The sequence below is a fragment of the Aliifodinibius sp. S!AR15-10 genome, assembly GCF_031569985.1.
Lineage (GTDB): Bacteria > Bacteroidota > Rhodothermia > Balneolales > Balneolaceae > JAMQKA01.
Genome location: NZ_JAMQKA010000076.1, coordinates 1 through 16,279, shown reverse-complemented (window position 1 = coordinate 16,279; position 16,279 = coordinate 1). Strand labels below are relative to the sequence as shown.

Here is a 16,279-nt window from a genome sequence, read left to right as displayed (position 1 = left end):
CCGCCGAGCGCATCAACACTGTCGAAGAGTACCTGAACTTTCGACCGGTTCGAAAATTTGATTACCTTAATCCCATCCAACAAACCCTAAAACACCGCTGTGTTGCATTAGTCACTTGAACACGGCATTAATAACGCATAACGCAATACGCAATACTTAAGATGCCTCCGAAAGCTGCTGCATGAGCTTGCGTTTAACAACCGGGAAAATCGTCTCCCTGAAAGGAAAATCCAGCTTGGTATGAAAGCTGTATGTCGCAGGATTAGGCAGTTCTTTACGCTCTTTAATAAGATCGAGTTTGATCGAATTGGGTGAAAGCTGGGCCTGCCCCTGGTGCAAGGCTTTCAGGAATCCAGTTTTCAAAGCACGGTATTGGTCCTGCGCACTTTGGAAAATTGATACCTCATACTGGAAAAGCAGCAACTTGGCTTCCTCATTATCGGGTACAAAGAAATAACCCTCATCCACATAACTGGGAAGAATACCAACCTCTTCTATTTTTATTTCCTCATCAACATATTCGTAGATCGCTTTCCCCTCTTTAATTTTTGCTTCAATGTGAGGAAGGGCCCATTCGATCAGATCCTCAACTTTTGAAAGATCCGATCCATCAACAAAGACGACCTCATGTTCAATAATTTTATTAACCAGGTCGATATTTTTTATCCGCTTGGGAAAATCATTTCGCAAATCCTCCAGCCTCGTTCTGATATCGGCCAAAGTATTCCTCAATTCAACGAGCTCACTGAGATTTGGATAGATCCGGTTTTGGCGGAATTCATCAGATATTTGCTTAAGAGCTGCCAATACTTTGTACTGGCGAATCTCGAAATCCGACTCAACCTGGGTAAAAAGATCTAAACTGAGTGCACTGTTCTTCATAAATGCCTCCTGCGGATGACAACATTAACCTCTTTTTCCTGAAACCTATTTAAACTTTATTGAATAACGACCGAATGCGCAAATTATTTATCCGCCCCCTCTACTTAAAAAATACTTCATACACTATATTAACAGCTAAAAAATTAAGTTAAAATTAAAAATAAACAATGTTTATTTTGGGACATACATTTAAACTCATCTTGAGACCCTAATAAGCTGGTTATCAATAGCAGGAATGGATAAAAATTGGCAACTGTTTTACAGTACAGAATTTTGATAAAAAAGGATATAAACAATGATCCGTACTGGCCTTAAAGCTGCTTCATTGTTATTGGCAATGGTGACAACCACAGCTATCTGCCCTGCGACAGCATTCTTTTCCAGTTCACATATTTCCGTACTCAACACTGTTTCTCATGATACTGTAACCTGGGAACCACCGCGGTTTTCTGAGCGACAAAAAGAACGGAATGCTCTGGTTACCCTACTCAAACAACAGGGAATTGAAAGTGAACAGGTGCTGGAAGCGATGCGCCACGTTCCTCGCCATCTTTTTGTACCCAAAACGCAGCAACCCAATGCATACAGGAACACCCCTCTCCCCATTGGTCACCAGCAAACCATCTCACAGCCGTATGTCGTAGCTTTTATGACGGAGCTACTCGACATCCAGCCTGGTGAAAAAGTCCTGGAGATTGGAACCGGCAGTGGATACCAGGCAGCCGTACTTTCTGAGCTCACCCCCAAAGTATATACCATCGAAATTATCCCAGAACTCGGTCAACGGGCACGTCGCACCTTTTCTAAACTCGGTTACTCAACCATTCAAACAAAAATCGGAGATGGATACAAGGGATGGCCAGGGCATGCTCCTTTTGATGCTGTGATTATAACAGCCGCGGCTCCAAAAATCCCACAACCTTTGATTGATCAACTCCGACCAGGGGGCGCATTGGTAATGCCACACGGAGAGCCAAACGGATCGCAGATTTTAATCCGTGTTACCAAGACGCAAGATGGTGACATTAAGCGTGAAAAAATTTTGCCGGTTCGCTTTGTGCCGATGACCGGCGATGTACAGGGAAACTAGTTTTTCTTATAAAAAAACTTTAAAAATACCATGGTGTCATTGCTAACGGAATGAACGGAGTGCACCGTAGCCTTGGCAAAGGTGTACGAAGTAAATGGAGTGCGACAATCTCCCCTCCTGTGAGGATCGCCATGCCCCAATCTGCCAGCTGGCAGACGCGATGACAGTTTTATATACCACAGTTTTGCAAAGCCTTCTATAAGAATGTTTTCTTTCGCCTCCTAATATGTGCTCAATAAGCTTTAAAATCAGATCCACTGACTTTTTGTTGGGCTTGCGACGAATCTTATACATCCAGTCCGATTTTTTCTGTCCCTTCGGAACAAACACTCCTGGCCGATGTACAATACTATAGATAATCATTATTTGAACTAAATAATCGATTAACCTGAGATTAACCGTCTCACCCTGACAGAGCTAATCATCATAGCCGACACTCCAACGGAGACGGTTGTTGACCCAAAGCCCCATACATTCCTAATTGTGTGGGGCTTCCCTTTTGCCTGGTGTTTTAATTCTTTCCCTTCTACTTTCTCAATGGAATCATCAAAAACTTTACAATAAGTTTACTTTCGGACGTGCATACTTGGTTTTGAAATCGTATATTCAGGCCTGATGAGAAATCAACTTTTCCATATCCCCTCCCATTTCCATCATGGTGGTGTTCATCATCACCAATAATATTACTTTGCCTGTTTTTTGCTGCCCAGCGTCTTTTCAAATTTCCATAATCTTTTATAATACAACCAATATTCAGTAAGCTATGAATCGATCTGCCGATACTAAGACCTCTTTACGCATTGCGCTGCAAAAAGATGGTCGCCTAACCGATAAAACCATTAATCTACTGGAAGGCATCGGGTTACGCTTTGACAACTACAAGCGCAGCCTGATGGTTAAGTGCCGTAATTTTGATGTTGAACTCCTATTAATTCGCGATGATGATATCCCCGAGTATGTGCAGGATGGCGTCTGTGACCTGGGCTTTGTAGGTGCCAACGTTACCGCTGAAATGGGGGCAGACGTGACTATACTCCGGGGACTAGACTACGGGGTATGCCGCCTCTCCCTCGCCGCACGAAAAGGGGGTAAAATCCAGAATGTCCAGGATTTTGATGGTAAAACCATTGCCACCAGTTATCCCAACCTGACGCGCAACTACCTGAAGAGAAAAGGCGTTGAATCCAAGATTGTGACGATATCGGGAGCGGTGGAGATTGCCCCGCGCCTGGAAGTGGCGGACGCGATCTGCGACCTGGTCTCCACCGGCAATACGCTCAAGGCCAACGGGTTAGAAGAGATTGAGACCATCTTTGAGTCGGAAACACAGCTGATTCAAACAAACAAAAAACTCTCTGATGGAAAGAAGCAGCTGATCGATAAATTCCAGCAGCGCATTGACGGGCACCAGCAGGCTGAACGCAGCCGCTATATCATGATGAATGCGCCCAAAGATGCGGTCCCTAAAATCAAGGATATCATTCCCTCGCTCAAAAGTCCGACTGTAATGCCACTGGCCGACGAGGATATGGCTGCCATTCACACGGTAATACAGGTAGAACAGTTTTGGGATTTAATGGAAAAACTGAAAGCCGAAGGAGCCTCAGGTATTGTTATTCTCCCGATTGAAAGCATGATCGCCTGAGACGGAATGGTTTACAACGAACATGATGTTGATGAATCAGCCATGAAAACATATCAATTTTCAGATCTAGACGACGAGCAGATCCGGGCACTTTGCCAGCGCCCCAAAATGGATTTTATGTCGGTCTTGGAGCAGATACAGCCGATTATAGAGGAGGTCTCTCAACAAGGGGACCAAGCGGTTCTTGAGTATACCGAAAAATTTGACGGTGTTCGTCCCGCCCCGCTAACGATCAACCCACAGGAAACGTCCCCTGAGCTGGATGAAGAAACCAGGTCCGCCATCGATACCGCGTTCCAAAACATCTACCGGTTTCACAAGGCCCAGCTGGCAGCACCAATTGAGGTTGAAACCATGCCGGGAATACGCTGCTCGCGGGTGGCACGCCCTATTGAAAAAGTGGGCCTCTATATCCCCGGCGGTACAGCGATTTTGCCCTCCACTCTCATGATGCTGGGTATACCCGCAATGCTGGCCGGATGCAAGCAGGTAGTGGTTGCCACACCGCCCAATGCCCAGGGTACCGTGGATGATGAAATGCTCTACATCGCCAAAAAGCTGGAGATTAAAACACTCCTTCTTGCTGGTGGTGCACAAGCTATTGCCGCAATGTCATACGGTACTGAATCGGTACCCAAAGTGGACAAAATTTTTGGACCGGGAAACCAGTTCGTGACAGCGGCCAAAATGTGGTTACAAAACAGCGAGGCCCAGGTTTCCATCGACATGCCGGCGGGTCCTTCGGAGGTGCTGGTTATTGCAGATGAAAACGCAAATCCAGCATTTGTAGCCGCTGATCTGCTTTCTCAGGCCGAACATGGAGCTGACAGCCAGGTGGTGATTGTGGCAACGCCCGGCTTCGCCTTTGATGAGCTGCAAAATGAGCTTAATAATCAGCTCAAACAGCTCCCCAGGAAAGAGATAGCAGCCAAGGCTTTGGAAAATAGTTTTTCAGTTCAAGTGGAAAACATCGATGATGCGCTCTATTTTTCCAATAGATACGCGCCGGAGCACCTGATTGTGCAATGCGATGATGCGGATTCACTGACTGACCGGATTCAGCATGCCGGCTCAGTATTCCTGGGTCCGTGGTCCCCCGAAAGCGTGGGAGATTACGCCTCCGGCACGAATCATACGCTGCCCACATACGGCTATGCCCGGATGTACAGCGGTGTGTCAGTCGACTCGTTCCAAAAATTTATCACGATGCAACGACTGGATCGGGCTGGGTTGGAATCCCTGGCGCCCTCAGTGGCAAAGCTGGCCGATATCGAGGAGCTGGAAGCACACAAGAGAGCAGTAACAATACGACTTAACGATAATGATTGATCATTATGCCTAAAACAATTGCTATCGACGAACTTGTTCGATCCAACATCCGGAATCTGAAACCCTACCGGAGTGCGCGGGACGACTACGACAAAGGCACCCTGCTGGATGCAAATGAAAACAGCTACGGGTCTCCCATCAAAAATATAGAAGGATTAAACCGGTATCCCTCTCCCTACCAGTGGGAACTGCGAAGTAAGATCTCAGAGCTGCGCGGCGTACGTACTGAAAATGTATTTGTAGGGGTTGGAAGCGACGAAGCGATTGACCTGTTGTATCGCATCTTTTGCGAACCGGGGCGAGATCGCATATTAATTACGCCCCCGACCTACGGCATGTACAGCGTATCGGCCAATATCCACAACATTCCGGTGGACCAGGTACTGCTTACAAATGATTTTGACCTGGATCCCGAAGCTGTGCTGGACGGAGTGCGAGAGGATACAAAAATGACCCTGCTCTGCTCCCCCAACAACCCAACAGGCAACGATCTTTCCGTTGATGCGATGAAACATATCGCCAGTGAATTCCATGGTATCGTAGTTATTGATGAGGCGTATGTCGATTTCAGTGACCGGGAAAGCCTTGCAAAAGAAGTCGCTAAATATCCAAATATGGTCGTGATGCAGACGCTCTCCAAAGCATTTGGATTGGCGGGCATTCGCCTGGGCATCGCTATTGCAGCAGAAGATGTCATTCAGTACCTGCTGAAAGTGAAAGCGCCTTACAATGTAAATTCTCTTACTTCTCATTACGCCATCAAAGCGTTTGAGAACCTGGATACGGTCCGGTTCAACATCGACAAAATAAAGGAAGAGCGGGATCGACTTTCAAAGGCGCTCTCCATGCAGCCATTTGTGAAGAAGGTGTATCCTTCGGACGCAAACTTTCTGCTCTTCAAAGTTGAAAATGCATTCTCGATATATAAGAAACTGGCCGATCGCGGTGTCATTGTGCGTTATCGAGGAAATGAGCCGAAGTGTGACAACTGCCTGCGTGTTACCGTGGGTATGCCCGATGAAAACGATCTGTTTCTTTCTACGCTGAAGGAGGTTATCGAATGAAGATTTGGGTACACTACGAAGCACTTGGTAAAGATCGAGAAAACCTGCTGTGGCCAGGTGCCCTGTTTGGTTTGAACTACCTGCAAAAACTGGATCACGAGGTGGGCTTTCAGCTTAAAGAGCTTACCGACACGCAGAATCGGCTACTAAGCAATGAACGGATTGAACCACAGTTCAATACCCCTGATGAAGCTGATCTGTTTGTCTTTGCAGAAGATGGAACCACGCTCCAGGCTGAAACATCGGATGATGTAATAGCAACATCAGATGACTGGCTGAAACTGGCACACGAACTTTGCTTCCCGCAGCGCAAGGCTGAGCTCTCTCGAAAAACGGCCGAGACTGACATTAACATTGCGGTTAATCTTGACGGCACCGGCCAAGCGGAGATCGATACCGGGCTCAAGTTTTACGATCACATGCTGGAGCAGATTGCCAAACACGGATTGATTGACCTCGAGATCAAATGTACCGGTGACCTGGAAGTAGATGAGCACCACACGATCGAAGATGTCGCCATTGCGCTGGGCGAAACCATCACCGAGGCGTTGGGGAATAAAATGGGAATTCAGCGCTACAGTTTCGTGTTGCCCATGGATGAAAGTAATGCCCAGGTGTCGTTGGACTTGTCCGGGCGGCCATATGTGGTTTTTGAAGCCGATTTCAAACGAGAAATGGTTGGAGATTTCCCTACCGAAATGACCGAACATTTCTTTTATTCCCTGGCAATGCATCTAAAGGCCACGCTGCATATTTCCGTATCAGGTTCCAATGATCACCACAAGATTGAAGCCTGTTTTAAAGGGCTGGCCCGTTGCCTCCGGGCATCGGTTAGCCGAAGTGAACGACAATACAATATTCTACCCAGCACCAAAAATCTGCTTTAATTATGATCGCCATCATCAACTATAAAGCTGGAAACCTGGCGTCGGTCAGTAATGCGCTTAACCGACTGGGCGCCGACTTTATCATCACCAACAAAAAGGATGAGTTAAACAACTCAGATGCCGTGATATTTCCCGGAGTGGGACACGCTTATTCTGCCATGGAATCACTTCGTGAAAATGAGCTGGTTTCCTGGCTGCAGGGAACGGAGAAACCGGTATTGGGTATCTGTCTGGGGATGCAGCTCCTTTTTGAATCTACCGAAGAGGGCGACACGCAGGGACTTGGCATTATTCCGGGACGACTTAAAAAATTCGATTCGTCAAAAGACAAAGTACCGCATATGGGCTGGAATACTTTCACCGAGGTAAAATCTCATCCCTTGTTAAAGGGAATCTCGACCGACCAGTTCTTCTATTTTGTACATAGTTATTTTGCACCGGTCAATGAGTTTACCCTTGCTGCATGCTCTTACATATCGAACTTTGCAGCCGTAGTGGGACACGACAATTATATGGGAGTTCAGTTTCACCCCGAAAAATCCGGAGATGTTGGCTCCCTGCTGCTCCAGAACTTTCTCACCCACGTGAAACGGGAAAAAAAGATCAACGTATAGATTTGTTATTAGTTCATTGGTACAGTGGTTATTTGTTGTTAGTGGCCAGATACAGGAGCGTTTCTAATAACAAAATCGTTGGCCAGAATAGATTTAATCACTGAGATAATGACTATACTTTCTCAGTGATAATTCCACCAGCTCAGCCTATACAAGTATGATTCTAAACAAACCAGAGATTATACTGCATCCGGAAGGATCTCATTCTTGATTGATATTTGTTAGATATTTGATATCGTTTATTTTTAATCCTCTTTTTCAGAATTACAACGATATCAGACAGTTATTGCAAAAAGGTAACACTGCAGCGGCCCAAAAAGCGCTTTCATGATGTATAAATTTTTCCCGACAATACTCCTTCCGCTGGTATTTCTCGCTGCCACCTGTGAAAAAACGGTAACTGAGGAAGAAAACCCTCTGATTTATCGCCAGCGCATGATTTCCTTTGTTAATTCGATCAGTAATTATGCGCAGGAACAGGATTCCGACTTTATTGTCATTCCCCAAAACGGGATCCAGTTGCTTACAAGATCGCAACAAAGCAACAATAAGTTGTTCCCGAATCACAATTACCTGGATGCGATTGACGGCATTGGCCGCGAAAGTGTCTTCTATGGGTATAATGCAGATAATGAAGCAACGCCACCCGATCCCAGGGCTTATATCAACCGCTATCTGCAGCTGGCTCAAACCTTTGGAAAAAAGGTGATGGTCACCGACTATGCCAGTGACGTGCCCAAAATGAAGGATTCCTATGCCATTAACGACTCTCTTGGCTATATCTCCTTTGCCGCTAATCACCGGGAGCTGGATGTGATCCCCCCCTACCCGGAGCAACCACATGAGGTCAATAACCGGGATATTCATCGACTGGACCAAGCTGAAAACTACCTGTATCTTCTAAACACCCAAAATTTTGAGACAAAGTCTGAGTTCGTAGATAAACTGGCCTCCACCAATTATGATCTTTTTATAATTGACCTATTTTTTCATGCAGATCAACCCTTGACGCCTTCTGACCTGCAAAAACTCAAAACTAAAGCCAATGGCGGAGAGCGACTACTCATTGCTTACATGAGCATCGGTGAAGCGGAAGATTATCGTTATTACTGGAAACGGATTTGGGAGCGGTATCCCCCGCTGTGGCTTGGTGAGGAAAATCCCAATTGGGAGGGCAACTACCTGGTACAATACTGGCAGCCGGAATGGCAGAACATTATCCTTGGAAATGAGGACGCCTACCTCGACCGAATTTTAGCTGCTGGATTTGACGGTGTGTACCTCGACCTGGTGGACGCCTACCGCAATTTTGAGCAGGCAAAAGAGCAAGAAAGCTGACATCATTCAAGTGAATTCGAGATAAAACATTCGCCCGGCTCTACAGTCTTTGGCCTACCCTTGCACGCTGTTGGAGCGTCATCTAAAAGATCGCCAGAGAGAGACCTTTGTCGAGTAGTCATTGCCTTACAATACAAAAATCTCTCATTCCGCAAGCTCCATACGAGATGACAAGAAAATAACATGATATCTGGCCTTATATCAACTCACGTTACGTTGTTAAATATTGTCAAGGATTTCTACTTCCGTTTATCCTAAAATACAATTCTCCGAACATTGGTATGCTCGGTTTTAGCAACTGGAAAAAATTAAACTTGACTGGTATTGTTTTCATAACTACATTTTTGACTGAACGACTAGTCAATAAAAGATATGGCACCGAGAACACCCGAACAAAACGAAGAGATCAGGCGCAAAACCCGCCGACAGATTGTAGATGCAGCCTTTGAGTTGTTTGCAAAGGATGGGTACGAGGCGACCAGCATTGCCGCTATAGCTAAGAATGCTGACGTCTCAAAAGGATTGATATATCACTACTTCGAAAGCAAACAGAATATTCTGGAAGCTATTCTTGACCAAATGGTAGAAGTCGGTGATCAAATCCTGGACTTTCCTGATAATTTTACAGCCGTTGACAAAATCCGACAGACCGTGGAGGGTACTTTCCAATTCATTGAACAGGAACCCGAAAAAGGACGACTAATGATTTCCCTGGCTCTTCAACCGGATGCTTTCAGTAACCTTAAAACCCAAATAGATGAAGTCAATGAAAACCAGCTGGCACTGTATATCGATATTTTGGGAGACCTCGGGTATGAGCAACCGGAGCTGGAGGCCTATCGCCTGGGCGCCATGATGGATGGCTTTTTACTGGGATACATAACAATGGGAGAAGAGTATCCACTGCAAGAAATGAAACAAAAAATACTTGACGAGTATGTCCACCATAAAAAAAATAACTAGCCTGCTTTTCGGAATTTTAGCATTTTCTCTCATCGCCCAAGCGCAGGATGCCACCGAAATTGTCCGCCAGGCCGACCTGAAGATGCGGGGCGAAAGCTCCCGATCCGAAATTACGATGAAGATCATCCGGCCCAACTGGGACCGTTCCCTTTCGGTAACAGCATGGAGCAAAGACAATGACTACAGCCTGATACTTATAACGGCTCCTGCACGGGACGAAGGCACCACCTACCTGAAGCGAGGCAACGAAATTTGGAACTGGCTGCCGAATATCAATCGCACCATCAAGCTGCCGCCTTCAATGATGAGTCAATCCTGGATGGGATCCGATTTCTCAAATAACGACCTGGTGCGGGAATCGTCAATTGTTACTGATTACACCCATGAACTAGTGGGCGACAGTACTCTCAGTGGGTACGACTGCCACAAAATTGAGATGATCCCTAAACCCGATGCACCTGTAGTTTGGGGGAAAGTGATGATCTATATCTCCAAAGCGGAATACCTGCAACTTCGCACTGAATTTTATGATGAAGACAACACGTTGATGCGAACAATGACAGGTTCGGAAGTTGAGGAACTGGACGGGCGCCTCATCCCAACCTATATGGAGATGGTACCTGCTGATGAACCCGGCCATAAAACGGTGCTCATGTATGAGGATATAGCTTTCAACATCGACATTTCGGAAAGCTTTTTTAGCATCCAAAATATGAAAAGGGTTGAATAGAACACGGATGCTGCGAATATAGCAGATTAATATTGATTTTAAATCTGTGAATCATTCGCACGATCCGTCTTATCAGCGTTCCATTAGCTTACTGTAAACTGACACACTGATCACTGAAAATGCTTGCATTCAAACTGGCATGGCGAAATATCTGGCGGAACAAGCGGCGTACACTCATCACGCTGGCATCCATCATTGTGGCGGTTTCCCTGTCGGCCATCCTGCGATCATCGCAAGAGGGTCAGTATGATAATATGATTGAGAGCACAGTGGGCACTTTTACAGGCTACATCCAGATGCACGCAAACGGCTACTGGGAGGAGCAGACACTAAATAACAGCTTCTCTCTTACCGATTCTCTCAAGGAGCAAATAAACGATGTCGAGTCTGTAACTACCATCGCGCCGCGGATTGAATCCTATGCCCTGGCTGCCGCCGGTAATCAAAGTCGACCAGCCATGGTGATGGGGATTGATGTGGAAGCAGAACGACAGCTGAGCAATCCCCGGGAGCGACTGCAACAGGGAACGTATTTTGATTCAAATGATGAACAGGCCGCAATCATTGGCTATGAGCTAATGCAGCGGCTCGACGCCCAGCTTGGTGACAGCCTGGTCCTTATCGGGCAGGGATATCGCGGGATGAATGCCACCGGCCTCTATCCTGTCAAAGGAACGGTTTCCTATCCAAACCCGCAGTTAAACAGCAGCCTTGTTTTACTGCCGTTGGAGACCGCACAGAACTTTTTTGTAGCACCGGGCCAAATAACAACTGCGGCCCTCATACTTGATGATGCCGGCACCGTAAACCAATCGGTTGAGAAACTTCGAAGTCAACTGCCTTCAGATCAGTACGAGGTAATGAGCTGGGAGGAACTCATGCCTGAACTACAACAGGCGATCCAGGCCGACCGGGGCAGCGGGATGATCATACTCCTGGTACTGTATATGCTGGTTGGATTTGGCATTTTGGGTACCGTATTGATGATGGTTACCGAACGAACCTATGAGTTTGGGGTGATGCTTTCGGTTGGGACGCCGCGATCGATGATTCTGAAAATATTGGCCTGTGAGGTTTTCATTATCTCAATGCTGGGATCACTCGTTGGGATTATAGTCAGCCTGCCCGTCACGTGGTATTTCAATGTCAACCCGATCAGGCTGAGTGGTGATATGGAGTCGGCCCTGCAACAGTATGCCATGGAACCAATTCTCCAGTTTTCCGTTGCTCCCGATATTTTTATCGATCAGGCTATCATTGTTTTTATCATAACCCTGCTATTCAGCCTGATCCCCGTAATCAAAGCCACCCGCCTTGAACCTGTAGAAGCCATGAGGGGATAGCTATGTTTGCAAGGATCATCAAACTCGGGTGGAAAAATGTGTGGCGAAATCCTACGCGCAGCGGTGTCGTAATTATCGCTGTATTACTCGGGGTTTGGGCCGGGGTATTTATATCGGCTTTCATGAACGGGATGGCACAAGGCTATCTTCAGAACCAGCTCAATCTTACCGTTGGACATATCCAAATTACCGAACCCCGGTTTGAAGACCAGTTTAATCCCCAATACAAAATTCCATCTGCGGACAGTATCATTAATATCTTGAATGAGAAACCTTACGTAACGGAAATTCGCCCTCAAAGTATGAGTACCGGCCTGGCACAAAGTGCAGCCAACAGCTACGGTGTATCTATCCATGGAATCAGCACCGAGGCCGAAAGTACAACTCCAATCAGGGAATATATCACCGATGGCGAGATGCTACAGGGTGTGAGTCGCAATCCGGTGGTTATCGGCAATGAGCTGGCCGAGCGACTTGATATCGAGCTAAAATCACGTATGGTCCTGAGCTTCCAGGATGTGAATGGAGAGATTACAGCGGGGGCTTTTCGGGTGGCTGGCATTTTTGATTCTCCCAACAACAACTATGATGAGGGTAATGTGTTTGTAGCACAGCAGGATCTAAATAACCTGCTAGGAAAACAGGATATGATTCACAAAATAACGCTCAAGGTGGATGACTTTGGTCAGGCCGCAATCTACTCACAGGAGCTCTCGGGCCAGCTCAAAAATTTAAAAGTCACAAGCTGGGGTGATATCGCTCCCGAGCTGCGGTATGTGTACAGCATGATGGATGTCTCACTCTACATTTTCATGGTGATTATTGTCATCGCGCTGGTATTCAGCATCATCAATACCATGCTGATGGCGATCCTGGAACGCACCCGTGAGCTGGGCATGCTGATGGCAGTGGGCATGAACAAAACACGGCTCTTTATGATGATCCTGTCTGAAACCGTTTTCCTGACCATGACCGGCGCTCCCCTGGGATTATTACTCAGCTGGGGATCTCTGGCAATTATGGATGATACGGGAATCAACCTGAGTGCCTTTGCTGAAGGATTAAATGAATATGGGATGAGCACAGTCATCTACCCGGAACTGGCCGGTAGCTACTATCTCAATATTACATTGATGATAGCCGTGGCAGCGCTGATTTCATCGCTGTATCCAGCTTGGAAAACCCTGAAACTAAACCCGGTGGAGGCGATCCGAAAGATTTGAAATACACGTTACGGGTTGCGTGTTATGAATCAGTTTCTCACACAACCCGTAACTCGAAACCCTAAACTCGCAACCCGTCAACCCGTAACACAAAAACCAAATCATCATGAAGAGCTACAACGACCTTGAAATCTATCAAATAGCATACGATAATGCACTGGAAATTCACAAAATGAGCATGCAGTTACCGAAATTCGAATTATACGAACAAGGCAGTCAAATAAGGAGAGCCTCAAAAAGTATTAAAAACAACATCGCCGAAGGATTTGGAAGAAGGAGATACAAAAATGAATTCATAAGATTTTTGATATTTGCTCACTCCTCATGCGATGAGACAATCTCACAATTGAATATGATCAGTGATATTCATTTCGAGGACAATCCCCTGAATGATTTAATAGACAAGTATAACAAGTTAGGCAGAAAACTGAATAGCTTTATCCAATACGTAGAAGAAAACTGGCAAACCTAAACCAACGATCCGAGAACACGCAACACGTCAACCCCTAACCGATAACCCGTAACACGAAACCAAACACCCACAACCCGTAACACGCAAGCCGAAACACAAACATATGGCAGTCATAGAAACCCACGGAGTTACCAAAACTTACAATAAAGAGCAGGTCCCGGTGCATGCTCTGCGGGGCGTAGACCTAACAATCGAAAAGGGTGAATTCACCTCTATCGTAGGTCCCTCCGGCTCAGGGAAAACAACGCTGTTGAACATTATCGGTGGACTCGACTCCCCCACGGAGGGCAATGTATCAGTTCAGGGGACTGATCTGAGCACGCTTTCCGACAGTAAACTGATCAATTTCCGGCTGCACCATATCGGGTTTGTATTCCAGGCCTACAACCTGATTCCCGTACTCACTTCCATCGAAAATGTCTCCTTTGTAATGCAGATGCAGGGACGCCCGGCTAAAGAGTGCCGGGAAAAAAGCATCCAGTTGTTGGAGGAGGTGGGACTGGGCGACAAACTCGACAAGCGTCCCTCTGAGCTTTCGGGGGGGCAACAACAGCGGGTGGCTGTGGCACGGGCACTGGCCTCCAAGCCAGATTTCGTGCTTGCTGATGAACCGACGGCCAACCTGGATTCCGTTTCCTCGGGCGACCTCCTGGATATGATGGCGGAGCTAAACGAAAAAGAAGAGATGACCTTTGTTTTCTCAACGCACGACCAGCGGGTTATCGATCGGGCACGACGAGTTGTTACGCTCGTGGATGGACAAATTGATACAGACGAAGTTCGGCAAGCCAATAGCTAGGAATGGACTATCACACAGAGTTACACAAAAAAGAAACAAAGATTCACAAAGGATTCCTCCATGCTCCTCTGCGCATTCTCTGTTCATTTTTGTGTAAAAATCTTCTGCTTCTTCTTTTTACAATCATCTTCCTAAATATCCAAACTGTATCAGCACAAAACAGGAACTTCAATGTAGAGCTGGGAGGCTATCTAAAAGAGTTAGGTCAACTTTCACTTGATAATGCAATCTCCAAAGTTCGTTATGATAACATCCTGCATCACCGGCTGGAAAGTGACTGGACGCTGAGCGAGCACCTGGAATTTCGCGCCGACCTGCGCACCAGGCTTCTACATGGATATTCAATAGAGCACACTCCCGGGCTCAATGAGCTTTATGAACAAGATCCCAACTTTATGGATCTATCCTGGGTGTGGCACTCCGGCGACCGTTCCGTCCTACACTCCAGCATCGACCGGCTGCATGCCAGCTACATTAATGGACCGTTTGAGGTACATGTAGGGCGTCAGCGCCTCAACTGGGGACGCACATACGTCTGGAATCCCAATGACCTGTTCAACGCCTACTCCTACCTGAATTTTGATTATGAAGAGCGTCCCGGTGTTGATGCGATCAGTGCCGGGTACAGCTGGAGTTATGCCTCTGGTGTGGAAGTTGGATACCGGGCAGGTGATTCATTTGAAGAGTCGGTTATTGGTGGCATGTTACGAACCAGCCTGGCTAGTTATGATGTACAATTTATAGGCGGACATTACCTTGAACATACCGTATTGGGGGTCGGATGGGCAGGCTACCTGTCCAGTGCCGGCTTCAAAGGGGAAATCACCTATTTCCATCCCGAAGACCGCTTTTTTGAGGATACCGGTCATTTTACTGCCACAGCCGGCATTGATTATATGCTGCCAAGTGGACTCTACCTGCAGGGGGAGTTGCTTTACAATGGGGGTTTTCAAAGACAATCGGGAGCATTGCAAGAGCTCACCCAACCACCCAGTGCTGATAATCTTTTTATCGCCCGTTCCGGTTTTTTTCTGAACAGCTCATATCAGCTTCACCCGCTGGTGAGTGGTAATTTGGGAGTTATGAGCAGCTTCGATCGCTCAATCTTTATCTTTATTCCCCAACTCTCTTATTCTGTCAGTGAAAATGTAGATTTCCTGGTCCTCTCACAGCTGCTGAAAGGCAGTATACTGCGTAACGTTACGGATACCCCGAACCTGTTCTTTTTTCGCTTAAAGTGGTCGTATTGACAATCGATTGCCATTGGATTGCTCCTGATATCCTCAAGGTCATCATAGTCGGGAGTGCAACTTTCTCCCAAAACCGGCAATACCAGTTTTATTAAACTGACATAGAACAGATCGTAATGCCTACGTTTATTGGGTTGAATAGGGCCTCCTCAATCGGATATTAAATCATGATATACCAGCATCTTACATGACTAAATTGGCGATTCAAGTGGATGGTTTCCATTAGGTTTATCCAAATACCCCTGCATTTGATGGAGTTAGGGCAAAAATCTTGAATCCTATCAAAGATAAAAACATACAACCTGTGAAATGGGGTGTTCATTTTTTCGGTGAGGAAAAAATGAACCAAAAAAGGTACTGTGTTAAAAGTCAAGCTAAGTGGAGCTGAGAAACTTAACTAAGTTAGGCTGCCTTGGTTATTTGCTGGTAATGGAACTCCTCATCGTAGCGCTCGCCACTTTTCCACAGGCTGTAAATCAGCAGCAAAAGCTTCCGCATGACGGCTGTCAGGGCGATCTTTTTGTGGTCCGGATGCTTGGCGACCAATCGCTGGTAGAAGACCCGCAGGGCCCGGTTATGCTGGCTGGCACTGACCGCTGGCATATAGAGGGCCCGTCGGATATGGGCATTGCCCTGTTTGGAGATCTTGC

At 46.5% G+C, this 16,279-nt stretch carries 16 protein-coding genes; 14 read left to right on the top strand and 2 right to left on the bottom strand.

Annotated elements, in window-relative coordinates; translation table 11 throughout:
- Positions 1–156: 156 nt before the first annotated feature.
- Positions 157–882, bottom strand: coding sequence for a hypothetical protein (locus NC796_RS25475; protein WP_310688646.1), 726 nt, complete (start codon positions 880–882; stop codon positions 157–159).
- Between the two features lie 295 nt (positions 883–1,177).
- Here NC796_RS25475 and NC796_RS25470 point away from each other — a divergent pair, with 295 nt between their 5' ends.
- The 14 genes from NC796_RS25470 to NC796_RS25405 all read left to right on the top strand — a co-directional run bounded on the left by NC796_RS25470 (position 1,178) and on the right by NC796_RS25405 (position 15,629).
- Positions 1,178–1,972 (top strand): protein-L-isoaspartate(D-aspartate) O-methyltransferase, encoded by a 795-nt coding sequence (locus NC796_RS25470; protein ID WP_310688645.1) that lies wholly within the window; start codon positions 1,178–1,180, stop codon positions 1,970–1,972.
- A 763-nt stretch (positions 1,973–2,735) separates the two neighbouring features.
- Positions 2,736–3,617 carry an ATP phosphoribosyltransferase gene (gene hisG, locus NC796_RS25465; RefSeq protein ID WP_310688644.1) on the top strand — a complete coding sequence of 294 codons (882 nt, stop codon included), beginning with the start codon at positions 2,736–2,738 and terminating at the stop codon, positions 3,615–3,617.
- A gap of 6 nt (positions 3,618–3,623) precedes the next feature.
- The gene (gene hisD / locus NC796_RS25460; protein WP_310688643.1) at positions 3,624–4,946 is read left to right on the top strand and encodes a histidinol dehydrogenase; all 1,323 of its coding nucleotides are present in this window, start codon (positions 3,624–3,626) and stop codon (positions 4,944–4,946) included.
- A 5-nt stretch (positions 4,947–4,951) separates the two neighbouring features.
- A complete protein-coding gene (gene hisC / locus NC796_RS25455; protein ID WP_310688642.1) occupies positions 4,952–6,010 on the top strand; it encodes a histidinol-phosphate transaminase in 1,059 nt (352 codons plus the stop codon).
- Positions 6,007–6,897: an imidazoleglycerol-phosphate dehydratase HisB gene (gene hisB, locus NC796_RS25450; RefSeq protein ID WP_310688641.1), complete on the top strand. Its 891-nt coding sequence runs from the start codon at positions 6,007–6,009 to the stop codon at positions 6,895–6,897. The genes hisC and hisB overlap by 4 nt, the downstream gene beginning before the upstream one ends.
- Positions 6,898–6,899: 2 nt before the next feature.
- Positions 6,900–7,511, top strand: coding sequence for an imidazole glycerol phosphate synthase subunit HisH (hisH, locus tag NC796_RS25445; RefSeq protein ID WP_310688640.1), 612 nt, complete (start codon positions 6,900–6,902; stop codon positions 7,509–7,511).
- Between the two features lie 327 nt (positions 7,512–7,838).
- A complete protein-coding gene (locus NC796_RS25440) occupies positions 7,839–8,849 on the top strand; it encodes an endo alpha-1,4 polygalactosaminidase (RefSeq protein ID WP_310688639.1) in 1,011 nt (336 codons plus the stop codon).
- Between the two features lie 372 nt (positions 8,850–9,221).
- Positions 9,222–9,812, top strand: coding sequence for a TetR/AcrR family transcriptional regulator (locus NC796_RS25435; protein WP_310688638.1), 591 nt, complete (start codon positions 9,222–9,224; stop codon positions 9,810–9,812).
- On the top strand, positions 9,787–10,542 hold the full coding sequence (locus NC796_RS25430; protein ID WP_310688637.1) for an outer membrane lipoprotein-sorting protein: 756 nt from the start codon (positions 9,787–9,789) through the stop codon (positions 10,540–10,542). Before NC796_RS25435 ends, NC796_RS25430 begins: the two co-directional genes overlap by 26 nt.
- Positions 10,543–10,661: 119 nt before the next feature.
- On the top strand, positions 10,662–11,885 hold the full coding sequence (locus NC796_RS25425) for an FtsX-like permease family protein (protein ID WP_310688636.1): 1,224 nt from the start codon (positions 10,662–10,664) through the stop codon (positions 11,883–11,885).
- A gap of 2 nt (positions 11,886–11,887) precedes the next feature.
- Positions 11,888–13,108, top strand: a complete 1,221-nt coding sequence (locus NC796_RS25420; RefSeq protein WP_310688635.1) for an FtsX-like permease family protein — start codon at positions 11,888–11,890, stop codon at positions 13,106–13,108.
- Positions 13,109–13,214: 106 nt separating this feature from the next.
- A complete protein-coding gene (locus NC796_RS25415; protein WP_310688634.1) occupies positions 13,215–13,580 on the top strand; it encodes a four helix bundle protein in 366 nt (121 codons plus the stop codon).
- Between the two features lie 103 nt (positions 13,581–13,683).
- Complete coding sequence (locus NC796_RS25410; RefSeq protein WP_310688633.1) at positions 13,684–14,379, top strand: ABC transporter ATP-binding protein; 696 nt, start codon at positions 13,684–13,686, stop codon at positions 14,377–14,379.
- Positions 14,380–14,381: 2 nt separating this feature from the next.
- The gene (locus NC796_RS25405) at positions 14,382–15,629 is read left to right on the top strand and encodes a hypothetical protein (protein WP_310688632.1); all 1,248 of its coding nucleotides are present in this window, start codon (positions 14,382–14,384) and stop codon (positions 15,627–15,629) included.
- Between the two features lie 402 nt (positions 15,630–16,031).
- On the opposite strand, the gene NC796_RS25400 is transcribed toward NC796_RS25405, so the two are convergent.
- Positions 16,032–16,279, bottom strand: a 248-nt coding sequence (locus NC796_RS25400) for a transposase (RefSeq protein WP_310688631.1), incomplete at its 5' end; no start/stop codon positions are given.